General features: G+C 46.3%; 18 protein-coding genes, 17 tRNA genes, 3 rRNA genes and 1 riboswitch. Of the genes, 30 read left to right on the forward strand and 8 right to left on the reverse strand.

Annotated elements, in window-relative coordinates; all coding sequences use genetic code 11:
• Positions 1–88: 88 nt before the first annotated feature.
• The 19 genes from NSU16_RS04680 to NSU16_RS04770 all read left to right on the forward strand — a co-directional run bounded on the left by NSU16_RS04680 (position 89) and on the right by NSU16_RS04770 (position 6,709).
• A 16S ribosomal RNA gene (locus NSU16_RS04680) occupies positions 89–1,638 on the forward strand.
• 169 nt (positions 1,639–1,807) lie between these two features.
• Positions 1,808–4,735, forward strand: a 23S ribosomal RNA gene (locus NSU16_RS04685).
• 107 nt (positions 4,736–4,842) lie between these two features.
• Positions 4,843–4,958, forward strand: a 5S ribosomal RNA gene (rrf, locus tag NSU16_RS04690).
• The 16S, 23S and 5S rRNA genes sit together here with 16 tRNA genes alongside, the layout of an rRNA operon.
• Before the next feature lie 9 nt (positions 4,959–4,967).
• Positions 4,968–5,042 (forward strand) — tRNA-Asn (locus NSU16_RS04695).
• 5 nt (positions 5,043–5,047) lie between these two features.
• Positions 5,048–5,139 (forward strand) — tRNA-Ser (locus NSU16_RS04700).
• A 34-nt stretch (positions 5,140–5,173) separates the two neighbouring features.
• A tRNA-Glu gene (locus NSU16_RS04705) sits at positions 5,174–5,245 on the forward strand.
• A 9-nt stretch (positions 5,246–5,254) separates the two neighbouring features.
• Positions 5,255–5,330: transfer RNA gene (locus NSU16_RS04710), tRNA-Val, on the forward strand.
• Between the two features lie 7 nt (positions 5,331–5,337).
• Positions 5,338–5,414 (forward strand) — tRNA-Met (locus NSU16_RS04715).
• A gap of 54 nt (positions 5,415–5,468) precedes the next feature.
• A tRNA-Asp gene (locus tag NSU16_RS04720) sits at positions 5,469–5,545 on the forward strand.
• Positions 5,546–5,557: 12 nt separating this feature from the next.
• Positions 5,558–5,633 (forward strand) — tRNA-Phe (locus NSU16_RS04725).
• Positions 5,634–5,638: 5 nt separating this feature from the next.
• Positions 5,639–5,711 (forward strand) — tRNA-Thr (locus NSU16_RS04730).
• Between the two features lie 22 nt (positions 5,712–5,733).
• Positions 5,734–5,818, forward strand: a tRNA-Tyr gene (locus NSU16_RS04735).
• A gap of 5 nt (positions 5,819–5,823) precedes the next feature.
• A tRNA-Trp gene (locus tag NSU16_RS04740) sits at positions 5,824–5,897 on the forward strand.
• Positions 5,898–5,921: 24 nt separating this feature from the next.
• Positions 5,922–5,997: transfer RNA gene (locus tag NSU16_RS04745), tRNA-His, on the forward strand.
• A gap of 9 nt (positions 5,998–6,006) precedes the next feature.
• Positions 6,007–6,078: transfer RNA gene (locus NSU16_RS04750), tRNA-Gln, on the forward strand.
• Between the two features lie 48 nt (positions 6,079–6,126).
• Positions 6,127–6,201: transfer RNA gene (locus NSU16_RS04755), tRNA-Gly, on the forward strand.
• Positions 6,202–6,206: 5 nt separating this feature from the next.
• Positions 6,207–6,277: transfer RNA gene (locus NSU16_RS04760), tRNA-Cys, on the forward strand.
• Positions 6,278–6,284: 7 nt separating this feature from the next.
• A tRNA-Leu gene (locus tag NSU16_RS04765) sits at positions 6,285–6,373 on the forward strand.
• Positions 6,374–6,627: 254 nt separating this feature from the next.
• Positions 6,628–6,709: transfer RNA gene (locus NSU16_RS04770), tRNA-Leu, on the forward strand.
• 95 nt (positions 6,710–6,804) lie between these two features.
• On the opposite strand, the gene spo0M is transcribed toward NSU16_RS04770, so the two are convergent.
• Positions 6,805–7,581, reverse strand: a complete 777-nt coding sequence (gene spo0M, locus NSU16_RS04775; RefSeq protein WP_168747258.1) for a sporulation control protein Spo0M — start codon at positions 7,579–7,581, stop codon at positions 6,805–6,807.
• Between the two features lie 152 nt (positions 7,582–7,733).
• Between spo0M and NSU16_RS04780 the strand changes: the two genes are divergently transcribed.
• A complete protein-coding gene (locus NSU16_RS04780) occupies positions 7,734–7,931 on the forward strand; it encodes a hypothetical protein (protein ID WP_010333477.1) in 198 nt (65 codons plus the stop codon).
• Positions 7,932–7,971: 40 nt separating this feature from the next.
• Here NSU16_RS04780 and NSU16_RS04785 read toward each other — a convergent pair whose 3' ends face one another.
• The 3 genes from NSU16_RS04785 to NSU16_RS04795 are packed head-to-tail and all read right to left on the reverse strand — an operon-like array spanning position 7,972 to position 9,709.
• Positions 7,972–9,108 carry a zinc-dependent alcohol dehydrogenase gene (locus NSU16_RS04785; protein ID WP_010333478.1) on the reverse strand — a complete coding sequence of 379 codons (1,137 nt, stop codon included), beginning with the start codon at positions 9,106–9,108 and terminating at the stop codon, positions 7,972–7,974.
• A 20-nt stretch (positions 9,109–9,128) separates the two neighbouring features.
• Positions 9,129–9,488, reverse strand: a complete 360-nt coding sequence (locus NSU16_RS04790) for a spore coat protein (protein WP_286058833.1) — start codon at positions 9,486–9,488, stop codon at positions 9,129–9,131.
• Positions 9,485–9,709, reverse strand: coding sequence for a hypothetical protein (locus NSU16_RS04795; RefSeq protein WP_010333480.1), 225 nt, complete (start codon positions 9,707–9,709; stop codon positions 9,485–9,487). Before NSU16_RS04795 ends, NSU16_RS04790 begins: the two co-directional genes overlap by 4 nt.
• Positions 9,710–9,810: 101 nt before the next feature.
• Here NSU16_RS04795 and NSU16_RS04800 point away from each other — a divergent pair, with 101 nt between their 5' ends.
• From NSU16_RS04800 to NSU16_RS04810, 3 genes are all read left to right on the forward strand, one after another.
• Positions 9,811–10,503, forward strand: a complete 693-nt coding sequence (locus NSU16_RS04800; protein ID WP_339192641.1) for a Type 1 glutamine amidotransferase-like domain-containing protein — start codon at positions 9,811–9,813, stop codon at positions 10,501–10,503.
• Between the two features lie 68 nt (positions 10,504–10,571).
• Positions 10,572–10,679: riboswitch (TPP riboswitch) on the forward strand.
• A 132-nt stretch (positions 10,680–10,811) separates the two neighbouring features.
• Positions 10,812–12,584 carry a phosphomethylpyrimidine synthase ThiC gene (gene thiC / locus NSU16_RS04805; RefSeq protein WP_339192218.1) on the forward strand — a complete coding sequence of 591 codons (1,773 nt, stop codon included), beginning with the start codon at positions 10,812–10,814 and terminating at the stop codon, positions 12,582–12,584.
• A 143-nt stretch (positions 12,585–12,727) separates the two neighbouring features.
• On the forward strand, positions 12,728–12,913 hold the full coding sequence (locus NSU16_RS04810) for an FbpB family small basic protein (RefSeq protein ID WP_168747263.1): 186 nt from the start codon (positions 12,728–12,730) through the stop codon (positions 12,911–12,913).
• Between the two features lie 38 nt (positions 12,914–12,951).
• On the opposite strand, the gene katA is transcribed toward NSU16_RS04810, so the two are convergent.
• Complete coding sequence (gene katA, locus NSU16_RS04815; RefSeq protein ID WP_010333483.1) at positions 12,952–14,403, reverse strand: catalase KatA; 1,452 nt, start codon at positions 14,401–14,403, stop codon at positions 12,952–12,954.
• Positions 14,404–14,801: 398 nt separating this feature from the next.
• Between katA and NSU16_RS04820 the strand changes: the two genes are divergently transcribed.
• From NSU16_RS04820 to rpsN, 6 genes are all read left to right on the forward strand, one after another.
• Positions 14,802–15,569: an ABC transporter ATP-binding protein gene (locus tag NSU16_RS04820; RefSeq protein ID WP_339192642.1), complete on the forward strand. Its 768-nt coding sequence runs from the start codon at positions 14,802–14,804 to the stop codon at positions 15,567–15,569.
• A gap of 17 nt (positions 15,570–15,586) precedes the next feature.
• Positions 15,587–16,588, forward strand: a complete 1,002-nt coding sequence (locus tag NSU16_RS04825; protein WP_339192219.1) for an aliphatic sulfonate ABC transporter substrate-binding protein — start codon at positions 15,587–15,589, stop codon at positions 16,586–16,588.
• Positions 16,582–17,415, forward strand: coding sequence for an ABC transporter permease (locus tag NSU16_RS04830; protein WP_339192643.1), 834 nt, complete (start codon positions 16,582–16,584; stop codon positions 17,413–17,415). The genes NSU16_RS04825 and NSU16_RS04830 overlap by 7 nt, the downstream gene beginning before the upstream one ends.
• 19 nt (positions 17,416–17,434) lie before the next feature.
• Complete coding sequence (ssuD, locus tag NSU16_RS04835; RefSeq protein WP_339192220.1) at positions 17,435–18,571, forward strand: FMNH2-dependent alkanesulfonate monooxygenase; 1,137 nt, start codon at positions 17,435–17,437, stop codon at positions 18,569–18,571.
• A 90-nt stretch (positions 18,572–18,661) separates the two neighbouring features.
• On the forward strand, positions 18,662–19,192 hold the full coding sequence (locus NSU16_RS04840) for a hypothetical protein (RefSeq protein WP_339192644.1): 531 nt from the start codon (positions 18,662–18,664) through the stop codon (positions 19,190–19,192).
• A 107-nt stretch (positions 19,193–19,299) separates the two neighbouring features.
• Entirely contained in the window at positions 19,300–19,569 is a 270-nt protein-coding gene (rpsN, locus tag NSU16_RS04845; RefSeq protein WP_168747266.1) for a 30S ribosomal protein S14, read from the forward strand.
• A 17-nt stretch (positions 19,570–19,586) separates the two neighbouring features.
• On the opposite strand, the gene NSU16_RS04850 is transcribed toward rpsN, so the two are convergent.
• On the reverse strand, positions 19,587–20,060 hold the full coding sequence (locus NSU16_RS04850; protein WP_339192221.1) for a hypothetical protein: 474 nt from the start codon (positions 20,058–20,060) through the stop codon (positions 19,587–19,589).
• Position 20,061: 1 nt separating this feature from the next.
• Positions 20,062–20,262, reverse strand: coding sequence for a helix-turn-helix transcriptional regulator (locus tag NSU16_RS04855; RefSeq protein ID WP_010333491.1), 201 nt, complete (start codon positions 20,260–20,262; stop codon positions 20,062–20,064).
• A 193-nt stretch (positions 20,263–20,455) separates the two neighbouring features.
• Here NSU16_RS04855 and NSU16_RS04860 point away from each other — a divergent pair.
• A tRNA-Gly gene (locus NSU16_RS04860) sits at positions 20,456–20,529 on the forward strand.
• A gap of 90 nt (positions 20,530–20,619) precedes the next feature.
• Here NSU16_RS04860 and NSU16_RS04865 read toward each other — a convergent pair.
• The gene (locus NSU16_RS04865; RefSeq protein WP_339192223.1) at positions 20,620–21,243 is read right to left on the reverse strand and encodes a hypothetical protein; all 624 of its coding nucleotides are present in this window, start codon (positions 21,241–21,243) and stop codon (positions 20,620–20,622) included.
• Positions 21,244–21,271: the final 28 nt, after the last annotated feature.

Consider the following 21,271-nt stretch of genomic DNA (forward strand, 5'->3'; position numbering starts at 1 on the left):
TCTTTGAAAACTAAACAAGACAAAACGTACCTGTTAATTCAAGTTTTAAATAAATCGCACAGCGATGTGCGTAGTCAGTCAAACTACTTTATCGGAGAGTTTGATCCTGGCTCAGGACGAACGCTGGCGGCGTGCCTAATACATGCAAGTCGAGCGGACAGATGGGAGCTTGCTCCCTGATGTTAGCGGCGGACGGGTGAGTAACACGTGGGTAACCTGCCTGTAAGACTGGGATAACTCCGGGAAACCGGGGCTAATACCGGATGCTTGTTTGAACCGCATGGTTCAAACATAAAAGGTGGCTTCGGCTACCACTTACAGATGGACCCGCGGCGCATTAGCTAGTTGGTGAGGTAACGGCTCACCAAGGCAACGATGCGTAGCCGACCTGAGAGGGTGATCGGCCACACTGGGACTGAGACACGGCCCAGACTCCTACGGGAGGCAGCAGTAGGGAATCTTCCGCAATGGACGAAAGTCTGACGGAGCAACGCCGCGTGAGTGATGAAGGTTTTCGGATCGTAAAGCTCTGTTGTTAGGGAAGAACAAGTACCGTTCGAATAGGGCGGTACCTTGACGGTACCTAACCAGAAAGCCACGGCTAACTACGTGCCAGCAGCCGCGGTAATACGTAGGTGGCAAGCGTTGTCCGGAATTATTGGGCGTAAAGGGCTCGCAGGCGGTTCCTTAAGTCTGATGTGAAAGCCCCCGGCTCAACCGGGGAGGGTCATTGGAAACTGGGGAACTTGAGTGCAGAAGAGGAGAGTGGAATTCCACGTGTAGCGGTGAAATGCGTAGAGATGTGGAGGAACACCAGTGGCGAAGGCGACTCTCTGGTCTGTAACTGACGCTGAGGAGCGAAAGCGTGGGGAGCGAACAGGATTAGATACCCTGGTAGTCCACGCCGTAAACGATGAGTGCTAAGTGTTAGGGGGTTTCCGCCCCTTAGTGCTGCAGCTAACGCATTAAGCACTCCGCCTGGGGAGTACGGTCGCAAGACTGAAACTCAAAGGAATTGACGGGGGCCCGCACAAGCGGTGGAGCATGTGGTTTAATTCGAAGCAACGCGAAGAACCTTACCAGGTCTTGACATCCTCTGACAATCCTAGAGATAGGACGTCCCCTTCGGGGGCAGAGTGACAGGTGGTGCATGGTTGTCGTCAGCTCGTGTCGTGAGATGTTGGGTTAAGTCCCGCAACGAGCGCAACCCTTGATCTTAGTTGCCAGCATTCAGTTGGGCACTCTAAGGTGACTGCCGGTGACAAACCGGAGGAAGGTGGGGATGACGTCAAATCATCATGCCCCTTATGACCTGGGCTACACACGTGCTACAATGGACAGAACAAAGGGCAGCAAAACCGCGAGGTTAAGCCAATCCCACAAATCTGTTCTCAGTTCGGATCGCAGTCTGCAACTCGACTGCGTGAAGCTGGAATCGCTAGTAATCGCGGATCAGCATGCCGCGGTGAATACGTTCCCGGGCCTTGTACACACCGCCCGTCACACCACGAGAGTTTGTAACACCCGAAGTCGGTGAGGTAACCTTTATGGAGCCAGCCGCCGAAGGTGGGACAGATGATTGGGGTGAAGTCGTAACAAGGTAGCCGTATCGGAAGGTGCGGCTGGATCACCTCCTTTCTAAGGATATTTACGGAATATAAGACCTTGGGTCTTATAAACAGAACGTTCCCTGTCTTGTTTAGTTTTGAAGGATCATTCCTTCGAAACGTGTTCTTTGAAAACTAGATAACAGTAGACATCACATTCAATTAGTAACACAAGATATCACATAGTGATTCTTTTTAACGGTTAAGTTAGAAAGGGCGCACGGTGGATGCCTTGGCACTAGGAGCCGATGAAGGACGGGACGAACACCGATATGCTTCGGGGAGCTGTAAGCAAGCTTTGATCCGGAGATTTCCGAATGGGGAAACCCACCACTCGTAATGGAGTGGTATCCATATCTGAATTCATAGGATATGAGAAGGCAGACCCGGGGAACTGAAACATCTAAGTACCCGGAGGAAGAGAAAGCAAATGCGATTCCCTGAGTAGCGGCGAGCGAAACGGGATTAGCCCAAACCAAGAGGCTTGCCTCTTGGGGTTGTAGGACACTCTATACGGAGTTACAAAGGAACGAGGTAGATGAAGAGGTCTGGAAAGGCCCGCCATAGAAGGTAACAGCCCTGTAGTCAAAACTTCGTTCTCTCCAGAGTGGATCCTGAGTACGGCGGAACACGTGAAATTCCGTCGGAATCCGGGAGGACCATCTCCCAAGGCTAAATACTCCCTAGTGACCGATAGTGAACCAGTACCGTGAGGGAAAGGTGAAAAGCACCCCGGAAGGGGAGTGAAAGAGATCCTGAAACCGTGTGCCTACAAGTAGTCAGAGCCCGTTAACGGGTGATGGCGTGCCTTTTGTAGAATGAACCGGCGAGTTACGATCCCGTGCAAGGTTAAGCAGAAGATGCGGAGCCGCAGCGAAAGCGAGTCTGAATAGGGCGCATGAGTACGTGGTCGTAGACCCGAAACCAGGTGATCTACCCATGTCCAGGGTGAAGTTCAGGTAACACTGAATGGAGGCCCGAACCCACGCACGTTGAAAAGTGCGGGGATGAGGTGTGGGTAGGGGTGAAATGCCAATCGAACCTGGAGATAGCTGGTTCTCTCCGAAATAGCTTTAGGGCTAGCCTCAAGGTAAGAGTCTTGGAGGTAGAGCACTGATTGGACTAGGGGCCCCTACCGGGTTACCGAATTCAGTCAAACTCCGAATGCCAATGACTTATCCTTGGGAGTCAGACTGCGAGTGATAAGATCCGTAGTCGAAAGGGAAACAGCCCAGACCGCCAGCTAAGGTCCCAAAGTATACGTTAAGTGGAAAAGGATGTGGAGTTGCTTAGACAACCAGGATGTTGGCTTAGAAGCAGCCACCATTTAAAGAGTGCGTAATAGCTCACTGGTCGAGTGACTCTGCGCCGAAAATGTACCGGGGCTAAACGTATCACCGAAGCTGCGGACTGTTCTTCGAACAGTGGTAGGAGAGCGTTCTAAGGGCTGTGAAGCCAGACCGGAAGGACTGGTGGAGCGCTTAGAAGTGAGAATGCCGGTATGAGTAGCGAAAGAGGGGTGAGAATCCCCTCCACCGAATGCCTAAGGTTTCCTGAGGAAGGCTCGTCCGCTCAGGGTTAGTCGGGACCTAAGCCGAGGCCGAAAGGCGTAGGCGATGGACAACAGGTTGATATTCCTGTACCACCTCCTCACCATTTGAGCAATGGGGGGACGCAGGAGGATAGGGTAAGCGCGGTATTGGATATCCGCGTCCAAGCAGTTAGGCTGGGAAATAGGCAAATCCGTTTCCCATAAGGCTGAGCTGTGATGGCGAGCGAAATTTAGTAGCGAAGTTCCTGATTCCACACTGCCAAGAAAAGCCTCTAGCGAGGTGAGAGGTGCCCGTACCGCAAACCGACACAGGTAGGCGAGGAGAGAATCCTAAGGTGATCGAGAGAACTCTCGTTAAGGAACTCGGCAAAATGACCCCGTAACTTCGGGAGAAGGGGTGCTCTGTTAGGGTGCAAGCCCGAGAGAGCCGCAGTGAATAGGCCCAGGCGACTGTTTAGCAAAAACACAGGTCTCTGCGAAGCCGTAAGGCGAAGTATAGGGGCTGACGCCTGCCCGGTGCTGGAAGGTTAAGAGGAGCGCTTAGCGTAAGCGAAGGTGCGAATTGAAGCCCCAGTAAACGGCGGCCGTAACTATAACGGTCCTAAGGTAGCGAAATTCCTTGTCGGGTAAGTTCCGACCCGCACGAAAGGCGCAACGATCTGGGCACTGTCTCAACGAGAGACTCGGTGAAATTATAGTACCTGTGAAGATGCAGGTTACCCGCGACAGGACGGAAAGACCCCGTGGAGCTTTACTGCAGCCTGATATTGAATGTTGGTACAGCTTGTACAGGATAGGTAGGAGCCTTGGAAACCGGAGCGCCAGCTTCGGTGGAGGCATCGGTGGGATACTACCCTGGCTGTATTGACCTTCTAACCCGCCGCCCTTATCGGGCGGGGAGACAGTGTCAGGTGGGCAGTTTGACTGGGGCGGTCGCCTCCTAAAAGGTAACGGAGGCGCCCAAAGGTTCCCTCAGAATGGTTGGAAATCATTCGCAGAGTGTAAAGGCACAAGGGAGCTTGACTGCGAGACCTACAAGTCGAGCAGGGACGAAAGTCGGGCTTAGTGATCCGGTGGTTCCGCATGGAAGGGCCATCGCTCAACGGATAAAAGCTACCCCGGGGATAACAGGCTTATCTCCCCCAAGAGTCCACATCGACGGGGAGGTTTGGCACCTCGATGTCGGCTCATCGCATCCTGGGGCTGTAGTCGGTCCCAAGGGTTGGGCTGTTCGCCCATTAAAGCGGTACGCGAGCTGGGTTCAGAACGTCGTGAGACAGTTCGGTCCCTATCCGTCGCGGGCGCAGGAAATTTGAGAGGAGCTGTCCTTAGTACGAGAGGACCGGGATGGACGCACCGCTGGTGTACCAGTTGTTCTGCCAAGGGCATCGCTGGGTAGCTATGTGCGGACGGGATAAGTGCTGAAAGCATCTAAGCATGAAGCCCCCCTCAAGATGAGATTTCCCATTCCGCAAGGAAGTAAGATCCCTGAAAGATGATCAGGTTGATAGGTCTGAGGTGGAAGTGTGGCGACACATGGAGCTGACAGATACTAATCGATCGAGGACTTAACCTAATTTCTAATGATGTCACACCTGTTATCTAGTTTTGAGAGAACACTCTCAAAAAAACTCTTGACTTTTCAAGATATACATAGTATAATGTTAAATGTCACTGAAATTGTCTGGTGATGATGGCGAAGAGGTCACACCCGTTCCCATGCCGAACACGGAAGTTAAGCTCTTCAGCGCCGATGGTAGTCGGGGGTTTCCCCCTGTGAGAGTAGGACATCGCCAGGCAGACTTCATTCCGCAGTAGCTCAGTGGTAGAGCTATCGGCTGTTAACCGATCGGTCGTAGGTTCGAATCCTACCTGCGGAGCCATTATTGGAGAGCTGTCCGAGTGGTCGAAGGAGCACGATTGGAAATCGTGTAGGCGGTCAACTCCGTCTCAAGGGTTCGAATCCCTTGCTCTCCGCCACTGATATTTATACATAATCAAAATTGAAAGTCTGGGCCCGTTGGTCAAGCGGTTAAGACACCGCCCTTTCACGGCGGTAACACGGGTTCGAATCCCGTACGGGTCATTATATGATGGAGGATTAGCTCAGCTGGGAGAGCATCTGCCTTACAAGCAGAGGGTCGGCGGTTCGAGCCCGTCATCCTCCACCATTATCATCGCGGGGTGGAGCAGTTCGGTAGCTCGTCGGGCTCATAACCCGAAGGTCGCAGGTTCAAATCCTGCCCCCGCAACCAAAAAATATATCCTTTTAAATAAGGATCGCCCAAATGGTGCAAACAAATTTAATTGGTCCGGTAGTTCAGTTGGTTAGAATGCCTGCCTGTCACGCAGGAGGTCGCGGGTTCGAGTCCCGTCCGGACCGCCATTTAAATAATAAGGCTCGGTAGCTCAGTTGGTAGAGCAACGGACTGAAAATCCGTGTGTCGGCGGTTCGATTCCGTCCCGAGCCACCACCTATGCCGGTGTAGCTCAATTGGTAGAGCAACTGACTTGTAATCAGTAGGTTGGGGGTTCAAGTCCTCTTGCCGGCACTGTTTTTTCAAAACTTAATGTGGAGGGGTAGCGAAGTGGCTAAACGCGGCGGACTGTAAATCCGCTCCCTCAGGGTTCGGCAGTTCGAATCTGCCCCCCTCCACCATTTATAGGGGCATAGTTTAACGGTAGAACAGAGGTCTCCAAAACCTCCGGTGTGGGTTCGATTCCTACTGCCCCTGCCAAATTTATGACATCTTGAGATTATGGCGGTTGTGGCGAAGTGGTTAACGCACCAGATTGTGGCTCTGGCACTCGTGGGTTCGATTCCCATCAATCGCCCCATATTATCATTGGGCTATAGCCAAGCGGTAAGGCAACGGACTTTGACTCCGTCATGCGTTGGTTCGAATCCAGCTAGCCCAGTCTCACTTTTTATATTAATTGCATATAATGTATTAAGTCCCTTAAGATGCGGAAGTAGTTCAGTGGTAGAACACCACCTTGCCAAGGTGGGGGTCGCGGGTTCGAATCCCGTCTTCCGCTCCAATTACGGCGGCATAGCCAAGTGGTAAGGCAGAGGTCTGCAAAACCTTTATCCCCGGTTCGAATCCGGGTGTCGCCTTTCTTTTGCCGGGGTGGTGGAATTGGCAGACACACAGGACTTAAAATCCTGCGGTAGGTGACTACCGTGCCGGTTCAAGTCCGGCCCTCGGCACCAATTTTACTTACTTGATAAGTTAAATTGGTGTTTGTGCTTGAAAATATAATGAAGCTAATCATATCAATGATCTACTTGTGTAGATCATTTTTTTATTGTATGAATATGTCGATGTAAGCATTGGGCTGCATTTCATAGAAAATTGCTTTAGCTACTTATTATTATATTTCCAAAAAAACTTTTTTAAAATTCATTGACACTTTATCATATCCATGATATATTTATATTCGTCGGTTAGATACGACGTAAAACTTGCCGGTGTGGCGGAATTGGCAGACGCGCACGACTCAAAATCGTGTTCCTTCTGGAGTGTCGGTTCGACCCCGACCACCGGTATCCAATAGAACCCTGTTTCTTACATAAGTAAGAAACAGGGTTTTGTTTTTATTAAAAAAAGGAGCCTATGTTTATTATAGGCTCCTTTTTGTTATTTACTCAGCATATTGGTCGATGATCTCTTCTAATACCTCTTCAAGTTGTTCGATATCATCAAGCTCTGATTGTCTGAAACGGACACGTACGAGCTGCTCTCCGTCATTATACATCTCTTCCAGCCATCCTCGCAGGCCTCTTGCCCGGCGATCGACTTCGAAAATAATTTCTAAACCGTCTTCCTCTAAAAGAAAAATAAGCTCTAATTCATCAAGCATCTGACGGTAATAGCCTGATGTTGGAACAAACTCAAATTCTTGAACGAAAGGTAGGCGGCGCTGGAAATAAGATGCCTGTTCACAGTCTGCTTCGTTAAGACGGAAGCCAAGGTTTTCAATTGCTTCTAACACATTTTCAACCCAAGGATGTGCTTCTACGAAGATACGATCGTGATCTGATTTATCAATACCGCCTTGAATGTCAAGGTCTGTCACTACTGCGACTTCTACTTTTCCTACCGTAATCGGTGTATCAAGAGGCAGGATGAAGGAGAACGGAAATTGATGTTCTTCTCCAGGCTGAATGGTGAATGAACCAGTTACCCGAACAGAATGAATTGTTGCGTATTTCCGGTGCTCTTCATCGTCTTTTACAATGACATATTTTGTATTGAGCTGTAAGTCAATGTAACGGATGTCCTGGGCGATTTTTCCGCCTTTTACATGTACAGTTCCGCGGACTTCTTCTCCTGGACAATACGCATCTTTCTCCAAAATGGTATCGACTTTTGCTGCGCCGATGCCGGCACTTGCTGCAAGTTTCTTGAAAAATGACATGTTGATCTTCCCCTTTTTCTTTTTCTCAACAGTTATACGTGGGAAGAAGGAAAAAAGGTTCATTTATTTCAAAATAAATGAACCTTTTTTCCTATAATCGTTTATCTGAGGGACAGACTAAAATTGATGCTTGAGTAAAGGAGGAGACATGAATGAATAAAGAAACGATGGTCGCTGATGAATTACATAGAATGTTTTTAGCTGGTGAACTGCAAATCACAGTCGAGGAGGACATTAACAATCTTTCAGAAAGACTGAGAAGCGGCGAACTCAGATTAGACAGTTTGACCGGGGAAGATGCGTTTATAAAAGAAACAGTAAACGAAGCATTAAGAAGAGTGGAGCAATAAAATAAAAAGGCGGTTTCTCAAAATGAGAGACCGTCTTTTTTTATGGTTTCAGAAGCACTTTGATAGCTCCGTCTGTTTTCGTATCAAACACCTCATATCCGTGCTTTGCTTGATCTAACGGCAGAACATGTGTAATGATGTCGCCCGGATCTACTTTACCTGTAGCAATCAAATCATACAGGTACGGCATATAATGAATGACAGGGGCTTGCCCGGTTCTGATATTTACATTTCTTTGGAAGATGTCTCCGAATGGAAATGCATTGTATCTCATTCCATACACACCAGTCACTTGAATTGTGCCGCATTTTCTGACAGCCTGTGCCGCCGTTACTAATGCACCCATGGCTCCGCCGTGCATTTTAACACCGGTGGCGAGAAATTCAAGCGGGGACATTTTGCCGTCCATTCCCACGCAGTCGATGACGACATCTGCACCGCCCTGTGTGATTTCTTTCAAATATAATCCGGCGTTTTCTAAGTGTTCGAAATTAACGGTCTCTACATTGTTTGTTTTTTTGGCGTGCTGAAGGCGGTAGTCTACATAATCCACTGCAATGACTCTTTTGGCGCCTTTCATCCATGCGAATTTTTGCGCGAGCAGCCCGACTGGACCGCAGCCGAGAATAATGACGGTATCTCCCTCTTTTACTCCTGCGTTGTCAACGCTCCAATAGGCAGTCGACATAGCGTCTGAAAGCAATACTAATTTCTCATCTTCTATTTCACAGTCATCAGGCAGTTTAAAGGGAGTGAAGTTAGCATAGGGGACACGCATGTATTCAGCCTGGCCTCCGGGATAGCCGCCTGCTGATTCTGAATAGCCAAAATAAGCGCCGATTTCGCCGTTTGCGTTTGAATTGTCACATTGGCTTTCAAGCAGGTTTTTGCAAAAGAAACATTCGCCGCAGCTGACGTTAAACGGTATGATGACACGATCGCCTTTTTTGACCTTGTGAACGTCGGGGCCTGTTTCTTCCACAATGCCCATTGGTTCATGGCCGATGATATAATCTTCAGGGAAATTGGGAACCATGCCATGAATTAGGTGTAAGTCAGAGCCGCAGATTGCTGTGGTTGTCAGTTTGACGATGATATCATCAGGTTTTTTGATTTCTGGCGCTTTTACCTCTTTGACGCGGACGTCTTTAATGCCTTGATACGTAACAGCTTTCATTCATGATGTCTCCTTATTATTTAGTGATCGGGTGTTGCGAATGTTCCGAGACGGTTCGTGTTATCGGGGAATAGCTTTAGCGCAGCGATATCAACAGCTGTTTGTGCTGATTTCATATCGATTTGAAATTGTTTGTCCAAGTCAGAAGGGAAAAGCCAGCCTTTTTCCATCATGAGCTGTGATAGTTCGCCGTGCAGGTAAATAGCGGCGTCCAATTGATTGCGCAATGCTGTTCTGAGTTCTGGGCTTGCGGTTTCCGTAATGGCGACAGCATAATTTTTGATGCCGGTTTTTACGGAAATTAAGAAATCAAGGGCGAGTGCTGAATCAGCAAGGTCAGGCATGCCTTTTGCGTTTTTCGGGTCTAAGAAATCGTTCAATGATCGTCACCTCCTGTTATTGTCGGAGCCTTTTGATAGAGGCTCTGAAGTTCAGTTACGTCCCGTACAGACTGCTGTACATCCTTCTCCATAAGGGCTCTCAGTTCCTGATCGAACACCAGTCCCTGCATCATTTTTGATTTAAGTAAACATACGGTTTTGAAGTTGAGGATTTCGTGTAAATCAACTGTTTCGTGGTTTGCCAAACGGTCTTGTTCCATTTTTTCGGTCACCTCCTGGTTCAAAGGTATTTTTGCCTTGTCTCATGCTTTTATGCGAAAGTGCTATAATGGATAAAATATTTTTTGGGGGGAGTCGGATGATGAAACAGATTATTGCGATGGGCGGCGGGGGTTTTTCAATGGAACCAGATCATCTGATTCTTGATCAATTTATCATTAATCAGTCAAAGCAGCCCTCACCTCGCATTTGTTTTCTGCCAACGGCAAGCGGGGATGCTGAGAATTATGTCCAGCGGTTTTATCATGCTTTTCAACAGCTTGATTGTGACCCGTCTCATTTGTCTTTGTTTAAGCCGCCGACAACAGATTTAGCCTCCTTTATCTTGGAGAAAGATGTGATTTATGTCGGTGGAGGAAATACAAGAAATTTGCTTGTGCTGTGGAAGGAGTGGGGACTGGATCATATATTAAGAGAAGCCTGGGAGAACGGCACTATTTTGGCGGGACTAAGTGCCGGTGCGATCTGCTGGTTTGAAGAAGGAGTGACGGATTCTGCCGGACAGCTGACCGGCTTGAAAAGCTTAGGTTTTTTGCAAGGCAGTTTTTGTCCTCATTATAATGGGGAGAAGGATCGGAGACCTTCATATCATCGCCTGATATTAGAGAAAGCGTTGAGCAACGGTTATGCGGCGGATGATGGAGCAGCTCTTCACTTTATTGATGATCAGTTTTTTCAGGCTGTAAGTTCAAGATTTCATGCAAATGCGTATGAGGTGTTGCTTCATGAAAATGGTGTCTCTGAAACAGCATTGCCAATTACATATTTGTCTTGAATATGCTGAATATTTTATACATTCCTCTTTTTTTCAGTTTGTTTTTATGATAAGATGAGTGGGAAATTAATAGTTACTAGGGGTGCCCGCTGGCGGGCTGAGAGAGAAGATATGCTTCTTAACCCTTTGGACCTGATCTGGTTCGTACCAGCGTGGGGAAGTAGAGGAATTGTTTTTATTGTTGCCGTATACTGCAATAATATGTTTCTTTCTGACTGTAACCGGGTTCATTCAACTGAATCCGGTTTTTTGTGCTGGTTATGGGCTTGATTTTGTCCTTTCAAACAAAGAGAGGGGAAGGATAAGTAATGCAAAATCATTCAGTGCAGCAAGCCAACATTTCCATTATGTCGAGTTTTTCGGGGAGTAAAAAAGTATATGTAGAGGGTGCATCGCCGGATATTCAAGTGCCGATGAGAGAAATTGAACTTAGTCCGACGACAGGATCATTCGGCGAAGAGGAAAACGCACCAGTTCGTGTCTATGATACAAGCGGACCGTATACGGACCCCGATGTGAAGATTAATATTCAAGAAGGTTTAAAACCGCTCCGTCACAAGTGGATCACTGGGCGCGGCGATGTTGAGGAATACGATGGACGTGCTGTGAAGCCAGAAGACAACGGCTATAAAAAGGCTAACCCTAATGTAAGCTATCCCGGGTTAAAGCGGAAACCGCTGCGGGCGAAAGCGGGCCAAAATGTCACTCAAATGCATTATGCCAAAAAAGGAATTATTACACCTGAGATGGAGTTTATCGCAATTCGTGAGCATGTGTCTCCGGAATTTGTGAGAGATGAGGTAGCCAGCGGCCGGGCGATTATTCCAGCAAATATTAATCATCCAGAAAGTGAACCAATGATTATCGGCCGGAATTTTCATGTGAAAATTAACGCGAATATCGGAAATTCAGCGGTTACGTCTTCGATTGAAGAAGAAGTGGAAAAAATGACGTGGGCGATTCGCTGGGGAGCAGATACGATGATGGATCTTTCCACGGGGAAAGACATTCATACGACGCGTGAATGGATTATCAGAAATTGCCCGGTTCCGGTTGGCACCGTGCCGATCTATCAGGCGCTTGAAAAAGTAAACGGTGTAGCGGAGGATTTAACGTGGGAAATCTACCGTGACACGCTGATTGAGCAGGCTGAACAGGGTGTAGATTATTTCACGATTCATGCGGGTGTTTTGCTGCGATATGTACCGCTAACCGCCAAACGGACAACGGGAATTGTGTCACGCGGAGGAGCGATTATGGCACAGTGGTGTCTGGCTCATCATCAGGAAAGCTTTCTGTATACTCATTTTGAAGAAATCTGTGATATTATGAAAACGTATGATATTGCCTTTTCTCTTGGAGACGGGCTTCGCCCAGGGTCAATTGCCGATGCAAATGACGAAGCGCAGTTTGCTGAATTAGAGACGCTCGGAGAACTCACGCAAATTGCCTGGAAGCATGATGTTCAGGTGATGATTGAGGGGCCTGGTCATGTGCCGATGCATAAAATCAAGGAGAACGTCGATAAACAAATGGAAATCTGTAAAGAAGCGCCTTTTTACACGCTAGGGCCGCTGACGACGGATATTGCACCGGGCTATGACCATATTACATCAGCGATCGGAGCGGCGATGATCGGCTGGTATGGAACGGCCATGCTTTGTTATGTGACGCCGAAGGAGCATCTAGGGCTGCCAAACCGTGAAGATGTGCGTGAAGGGGTTATTACATACAAAATTGCGGCGCATGCGGCTGATCTTGCAAAAGGGCATCCGGGCGCGCAAATACGAGATGACGCTTTATCAAAAGCCCGCTTTGAATTCCGCTGGCGCGACCAATTTAACCTGTCGCTTGATCCGGAAAGAGCGCTTGAATATCATGATGAGACACTGCCTGCCGAAGGGGCGAAAACGGCTCATTTCTGTTCGATGTGCGGGCCGAAATTTTGCAGCATGAGAATTTCTCAGGATATCCGTGATTATGCCAAAGACAAAGAGCTCAATGAGTGGGATGCCATTCAAGAGGGTATGAAAGAAAAAGCTGAGGAATTTGTAAAACAAGGCAGCAAACTTTATAAGTAACAGTATACAAAAGCGATTGACAGGCCAAATTGAATACGTTTTAATATAGCTAATATACATTTCCAACATTTGCTGATCGGACCACCGAAGGCTCTTATCTCTTGAGATAAGGGCCTTTTTTATTTTTAAAGGAGGGAGAAATGATGGGAACCAAAAAAGAAAAAGGGAGAAGACACTTTAGAAAACGAAAAACATATGGCAATCAGATGCTGCCGCTGGCGCTTCTTATTGAACAGAACAAGCGGGAGATAATGAATAATGAAGAGTTAATGGAGAAAATTTATATGAAGATTGACGAGAAGCATACGGCAGTCCGTGAATCTATGTAAAAAACCCGCTGAATAAACAGCGGGTTTTTTCTATGCGATTAAACTTCTTTTTTAATCGGCAAACCTAAGCCTTCTGCCACACGTTTTCCGTATTCAGGATCAGCTTTATAAAAGTGCTCGATTTGGCGGAGTTTAATTTCTTCTTTTTCTACCGGTTTCATTGCATTTACGATATTTTCTACAAGGCGGGTGCGTTCCTCTTCGCTCATTAAACGGTAGAGATCGCCGGCTTGTGTGTAGTGATCATTGTGATCGTAGCTTACGCTGTCAGCCATTCCTTGTACTGGGTAAGCCGCTTGTTTATCCTCAGGTGACTCAGTCGGTCCGCCGAAGCTGTTTGGCTCGTAGTAGACGGATCCGCCGCCGTTATTGTCAAAGCGCATTTGTCCGTCACGCTGATAGTTTCTTACTTCGTTGCGTGCGCGATTGATCGGCAGGGCTTGGTGGTTTGCTCCGACACGGTAGCGATGCGCATCATGATACGCAAACAGACGCCCTTGAAGCATTTTATCCGGTGATACATCAATACCGGGGACCAGTGTTCCAGGTGAGAATGTTGCTTGTTCTACTTCGGCAAAGTAGTTTTCTGGATTTCTGTCAAGAACCATGCGGCCGACTTCAATGAGCGGATAGTCTTTTTGAGACCATACTTTTGTGACATCAAACGGATCGAAGCGATACGTATTTGCGTCTTCTAAAGGCATGATTTGCACATATAATTTCCATGCAGGGAAATCGCCGTTTTCGATTGCGTTGAACAGATCTTCTGTATGATAATCCGGGTTTTCACCGGCAATTTTTGCTGCTGTCTTCACATCAAGGTTCTTCACGCCTTGTTCTGTTTTAAAGTGGTACTTGATCCATACGCCTTCGCCTTCGGCATTTGTCCATTTGAATGTATGGCTTCCAAAACCATGCATGTGGCGAAGTGTAGCAGGAATTCCGCGGTCAGACATCAGGATCGTCACTTGGTGTAAAGATTCCGGTGAAAGTGACCAGAAATCCCATACAGCTGTAGGATTTTTCAAGTGTGTTTTTGGATCTCTTTTTTGTGTATGGATAAAATCAGGGAACTTAATCGCATCGCGGATGAAGAATACCGGCGTATTGTTACCTACGATGTCATAGTTTCCTTCTTCCGTATAAAACTTAACAGCAAATCCGCGCGGGTCGCGAACGGTGTCAGCAGAGCCAAGTTCACCGGCAACTGTTGAGAAACGGATGAACAAAGGTGTGCGTTTGCCGACTTCTGATAAGAAAGCAGCTTTTGTATATTTTGTTACATCGTTTGTCACTTCAAAATAACCGTGTGCACCTGCACCTTTAGCGTGAACGACACGCTCAGGAACACGCTCTCTGTTGAAATGGGCCAATTTTTCGAGTAAGTGTACATCTTGGATTAAAGTTGGTCCGCGAGAACCGGCAGTCATTGAATTTTGATTATCTCCAACTGGAGCGCCCCAGCTAGTTGTCAGTTTATTTGAACTCATGTCATCACCTCTTGGAATTGATAAGAACATAATATCATCTCTAAGTAAAAAGTCAATATTATTTTATAATCATTATAAAATAATCATTTATATAATGCGATAAAAACTATTAAATAAAGCAGAAAACCCTTGGCAGAACAGCTAAATAGATATGATATAGGCTTCAAAGAAAAAAGCGCTATTTGCGAATATGAAAAGTAAGTGATAAACATTAATACAAAAAATATTGGATAAAAAAGAGTTGACATATCGGAATAATTTGAATTAACATGATATTCAAACAAAAAACAATTGGGCAGCTGATCGGACCGCCGAAGGCTCTCATCTCTACAAAAAACAGAGATGGGGGCCTTTTTGTTTTTTTAGAAGGCGGGGTTGGCAGAAGGAGAGGGATAAAAGTGGCTGTGACCATCAGTATCAAGGAAAAAGCATTTGCTCAAGAAGGCCGCAAAACTGCGGTCTTGGAGAATATTCAATTATCAATTGCACCGGGTGAGTTTTTAACGATCATCGGACCGAGCGGATGCGGAAAAAGCACACTTTTAAAGATAATTGCAGGACTTGATTCTGATTTTAGCGGGAGTGTAGAAATTAACGGACGGCATGTGACTGCACCAGGTATTCAGCAAGGATTTATTTTTCAGGAACACCGTCTCTTTCCTTGGCTGACGGTTGAGCAGAATATTGCCGCCGATTTGAATTTGAAAGATCCAAAAGTCAAACAAAAGGTAGATGAACTGATCGAGATTGTCAGATTAAAAGGATCAGAGAAAGCATATCCGCGTGAGCTGTCGGGCGGTATGTCTCAAAGAGTGGCCATCGCACGAGCTCTTCTGCGGGAGCCGGAGGTGCTGCTTTTGGATGAACCGTTCGGTGCGTTAGACGCGTTTACTCGAAAACACCTTCAAGACGTGCTGCTGGATATATGGCGGAGGAAAAAGACAACGATGATACTCGTCACTCATGATATAGATGAAGCTGTTTATTTAGGGAATGAGATTGCGATCCTAAAAGCCAAACCGGGAAAAATTCATAAGCTGATGCCAATTCATCTGGCTTATCCCCGAAACAGGACGACGCCTGATTTCCAAGCGATCAGACAGAAGGTGCTGTCGGAATTCGAAAAAACAGAAGACGTTGAGTATGCAGAAGGATCAGGGATATAGAAGGGGCTGAAGCAGAGATGAAACAAGGAATCATTGTATTGGCATCTATTTTTTTTCTGCTGGCAGGATGCGGAGCAAATGGAGCCAGCGGTGACAAAAAACCATTGAAAGAAATTCGGATCGGAATACAGCAAAGCTTAAGCCCGCTTTTAATTGCCAAGGAAAAAGGCTGGTTTGAAGAGGCTTTTGAAAAAGAAGGCATCAAGGTGAAATGGGTGGAGTTTCAAAGCGGGCCGCCACAATTTGAAGGGCTTGCAGCAGATAAACTTGACTTTTCTCAAGTTGGCAATTCACCAGTAATCGCTGGGCAAGCGGCAGGCATTGATTTTAAAGAAATCGGCTTGTCTCAGGATGGATTAAAGGCGAACGGCATACTTGTGAATCCAGACAGCGGGATTAAGGAGGTCAAAGATTTAAAAGGAAAGAAAATTGCTGTAGCGAAAGGCAGCAGCGGCTTTGACTTTTTGTATAAAGCGCTTGATCAATCAGGTTTGTCAGCTGATGACGTGACGATTATTCAGCTGCAACCTGATGAAGCGGCTTCTGCGTTTGAAAACGGTTCGGTTGACGCTTGGTCCATCTGGGAGCCGTACCTATCCTTAGAAACAATCAAACACGGAGCAAAACTTCTTGTGAATGGTGAAAGCACCGATTTATATTCACCAGGGTTTACATTAGTGAGAACAACATTCTCTAAGGAACATCCAGACGAAGTGGTCCGTTTTCTGAAGGTTTTTCATCAGGCGGTTGTGTGGCAAAAGGAACATCCGGATGAAGCGGCTGACTTGTATGCAAAAATAAAAGATCTCGATAAAAAGGTCGTAGAAAATGTGCTGAAAAATACGGAGCCTCTGAATGAGGTTATTCGTGAAGACATTATAAAAGCGCAGCAGGAGACAGCGGATTTTCAATTTAAAACAAAAGCGATAGATAAGAAAATTGATGTGAGAGAAGTTGTTGATAATTCATTTATCAAAAAAGCGTTAAAGGAAAACGTCTCTGGAGGTGATCCATCATGAAAGCAGAGGCTGCAGGTTCACTGCCGAAAGCAAATGCTGAAGCGATACAAAGAAAGCCCCATAGAATCAAATACGGGTGGGCAAAGGGGCTTCTGCTGCCTGCTGTGCTCATAGCCATCTGGCAGGTGATCGGCAGTCTTGGCATCGTGTCGGCGACAGTGCTCCCTACTCCTGTTGCGATTTTGCTGACGTTTAAAGAGCTCATTTTGACAGGCGAGCTCTTTGGCCATCTGCAAATCAGTATATACCGCGCAGCGCTTGGTTTTGTACTTGGTGCGGGGCTTGGACTTTTGATCGGTATTTTGGCCGGATTCTCTAAACGGACGGAATTGTATCTTGACCCATCATTGCAAATGCTCAGAACCGTTCCGCATCTGGCTGTCACGCCGCTGTTTATTTTATGGTTCGGTTTTGATGAAATATCTAAAATTTTGCTGATTGCGCTCGGTGCTTTCTTCCCTGTGTATATCAATACATTTAACGGCATTCGCGGAGTTGACGCTAAGCTGTTCGAAGTTGCCCGGGTGCTTGAATTTAAATATCACCAGCAGATGACAAAAGTGATTGTGCCGGCATCCCTGCCCAATATATTGCTCGGCATTCGTTTATCGCTAGGTATTGCATGGCTTGGGCTTGTTGTAGCGGAGCTGATGGGTTCGAGTTCTGGGGTCGGTTACATGATCATGGATGCCAGACAATTCTCACAAACGAATAAAGTGTTTGCCGGGATTATCATTTTTGCGGTGGTTGGAAAGCTGACGGATTCTTTTGTCAGGCTGCTAGAACGAAAGCTATTAAAGTGGAGAAACAGTTATGAGGGAAAATAGACGAAAAGGAGAGAGTGATATGGACATTCTTTGGTTTATTCCGACGCATGGAGACGCAAGGTATTTAGGGTCGGAAAGCGATGGACGGACGGCAGATCATGAATACTTTAAACAAGTGGCGCAGGCCGCTGACAGGCTAGGGTATACAGGCGTCCTACTGCCGACGGGAAGATCGTGCGAGGACCCTTGGCTCACCGCCTCGGCGTTAGCGGGAGAAACAAAAGACTTAAAGTTTTTAGTCGCGGTACGGCCTGGGTTAATGCAGCCTTCTCTTGCAGCCAGAATGACCTCTACCTTAGATCACATTTCAGATGGACGGCTCTTGATTAATGTTGTGGCAGGGGGTGATCCGTACGAGCTAGCCGGGGACGGACTGTTTATCAGTCATGATGAGCGCTATGAAGCAACGGACGAATTTTTAACTGTTTGGCGGGGGCTTTTGCGCGGAGAAACGGTTACCTTTGAAGGAAAACATATAAAAGTGGAAAACAGCAATCTGCTATTCCCGCCGCGGCAAGCACCGCACCCGCCTATCTATTTCGGCGGATCCTCACAGGCTGGAATTGAAGTCGCGGCAAAGCATACAGATGTGTATTTAACGTGGGGCGAGCCTCCTGAGCAGGTAAAAGAAAAGATTGAGAGAGTCAAAAAACAAGCGGAAAAAGAGGGAAGAACTGTGCGGTTCGGCATCAGGCTGCATGTGATCGCACGTGAAAAAGAACATGAGGCGTGGGAAGCGGCGGAGCGTTTAATCAGCCATTTGGATGATGACACGATTGCCAAAGCACAGGACGCTTTGCGCCGTGCTGATTCTTCGGGTCAAAGGCGGATGGCGGAGCTTCATCGAGGCGATCGGACAAAGCTTGAAATCAGCCCGAATCTGTGGGCGGGTATCGGCCTGGTCAGAGGAGGGGCAGGCACGGCTCTTGTCGGAGATCCGCAGACCATTGCCGACCGTATTGCGGAGTACCAGGCCCTTGGCATTGAATCATTTATTTTTTCCGGCTACCCTCATTTAGAGGAAGCGTACTATTTTGCAGAGCTCGTCTTTCCGCTTTTGCCGTTCGAAAATGAGCGGACAAGGAAGCTACAGAAAAAAAGAGGAGAAGCCGTCGGAAACACTTATTTTGTCAAAGAGAATCAAGCTTCAGTTTAAGCGAAAACACAGCCTCCGAGCATGGTATGATAATCAAAAAAGGAGGCTGTTTTTATGAGAATACTTATTAGTGCCTTTTCTCTGATGGTTATGCTGTCTGCATGCGGAAATACGAAGCACATGGAAATCAAAGAGGCAGATGTTTCAGATATTGAAAAAAACAGAATGAAGATTGCGGCTCCACATTCATTCGCTGCGGAAGTGACTAATATCAACGAAAGCATTTCTGAGGCTGACATGTACATTGAACATTACCAAAACGGAAAACTTGTTGAAACGATAGGTCCGATAACTGTTGATTACACGGAAGAAAATCCCGATACATTACAATTTGTTTATTTTGAGAATGAGGAAGAGAAGAAAAAAATGAGTACCGTTCACTTTGGCATTGTTGATGAACAAGGGAGCAGCACGGCTGCTTCATCGTTTCAGCGTGACGTCAGCAGTATACAGGAAATGACTCAGAATATATCATCAGCGGAGCCGATTTCTTTCGGAAAACCTGTATTGATCGGCAGCAGTATAAAAGATTCTAACGGTACAATGAAAACCTCTGAAAACAAAAATGAACTGATCAAACATAAAGATGCTCTGCTTTATTATGTTGAATTGCATAAATAGAATGGACGGCTTAGACCGTCTGTTTTACCGAGCGATGTGCTTGCATTTTAGAATACAACATGATACATTTTAAATCGTAAACATTACGATTTAAAGGAGGTTTTTTCTTGGCTAAGAAATCAAAAGTGGCAAAAGAATTGAAACGCCAGAAGCTTGTTGAACAATATGCAGCTATTAGACAAGAGTTAAAGGCAAAAGGAGATTACGAAGCCCTCAGTCAGCTGCCGAGAGATTCAGCACCTGGAAGACTCCATAACCGCTGTATGGTAACGGGCCGCCCGAGAGGATATATGAGAAAATTTAAAATGTCCAGAATTGCTTTTAGGGAGCTGGCGCATAAAGGCCACATTCCCGGTGTGAAAAAAGCAAGCTGGTAAGAAAAAACTCCGGACGATTACATCGCGCCGGAGTTCTTTTCATTTTTCTTGAAGGTAATGACGTAGGATAGGTGCTGGATGATCATGATGATAAATACGACAATAATAGGGAAAAAGGGAATGTGTGATTGAAACAGCGGATAAAAAATGAGCAGGACAGCGGCAGCAGGCAGTGAAAAGTAGACGGCGATATATGACGCACGGCAGGCTTTTGCCGTCATCATCTGCTCTCTTTCATCCTGTTCCTCAAATTCATCTGGCAGCAGGAGATTTTTTGACGCAGGCCGGCTTTTCTTTTGTAAATACATATAAACCGCAGCTGCCGCAATAAAAAGAATAAACGGGGTGATGTTTATTTCAAACATCATCTGGCCGTTCTTTGTGCTGAAAAAGCCTCCAATGCCTTCCGAAGCTTCAAAGTATGCAACCAGTGTCCAGCATGCAAGGCCGAACAAAACGAGGTGAAATGCTGCTTTTGTTTTCATGCCCATATTAGTCTTCCTCCTCTAGCCAAAAGACATCCTCCATCTTCATGGAGAAGGCTTTGCAGATTTTTAATGCTAATAACAGTGAGGGAACATAGTCTCCTTTTTCAATTGCTGCTACCGTTTGTCTCGTAACGCCGACCGTTTCTCCGAGTTTTTCCTGAGAATAGCTGAAGCGCGCTCTGAGCTCTTTCACTTTATTTTTCATCATGACGTATGCCACCTTCATATTCTCACTTTCTTCCATTGTATAGTTTATTTAACATTATGTAAATGTAACTTAACAACATTGCAAAAATAAAAATTTTTTTCGACAAATTTTTTATATTCCCTTGACGAAAATTTAATAAACGTGTAACATAATAAAAGTCAAAGCGGTGCTGACACCGACAATCACAAATGCGGGTGTAGTTTAGTGGTAAAACCTCAGCCTTCCAAGCTGATGTCGTGAGTTCGATTCTCATCACCCGCTCCATACATACGTTATTAACGCAGTGTTTCGTTTCTCAGATAAACGAAGTATTGCGTTTTTTTATGTAAAAAAGAACACGAATCTCGTGTTCTTTTACGTAAGCCAATGTACTGTATGGCCGCCGCCGTGAATTTGTTCAAACATTTTCGTTAATGATGTTAAAAGGTTAACGGCGTTTTCTTTTTCAATCGATGGCGGGAAAAAGATGATTTGCAGCATGCTTTTTGTATCTGCTGTCACGGGTTTTTGATTGACGTTGTTTTTGAAATCGCCGAAAACACCGTTTTCATCAGAATAAATCAGTATGTTATCTTTTTCTCCTATTGAAATCCGGACTGGCTCCTGAAGCTTGCCGGCATCATAGATCATAATGGGAAGAGAATATTTTAACGCGAAAAAATGTATGGTATCATGGGCTGAATCCTCGCTTTCCATGAATTGTTCTTTGGATATCGGGATCAGCATTTGCTCCATCGGCGTTTTTTCTCCCTCGAATGAAGGGTCCAGCTGCTTAAAGATTGTCTGCCATTCTTTGACGAAAGGCTGGTCCGATATTCCGCCGTCCGCATAGTCAAAAAACAGAGACTCTTGAAATAAACGAAGTCTGCCTTTCAGCATTTGCGGAGAGGAGCCGACTTCAATATTTTCATATATCAAAGCGGCTGCATTTATTCCTGCCGCACGTTCAGTAATAACAGGATCAAGTTTGATATTCACATGTATTCACTCCAATTACGGGATATCA

Origin of the sequence: Bacillus sp. FSL K6-1003 (assembly GCF_037964945.1) — a bacterium.
Taxonomy (GTDB): Bacteria; Bacillota; Bacilli; order Bacillales; family Bacillaceae; genus Bacillus; species Bacillus mojavensis.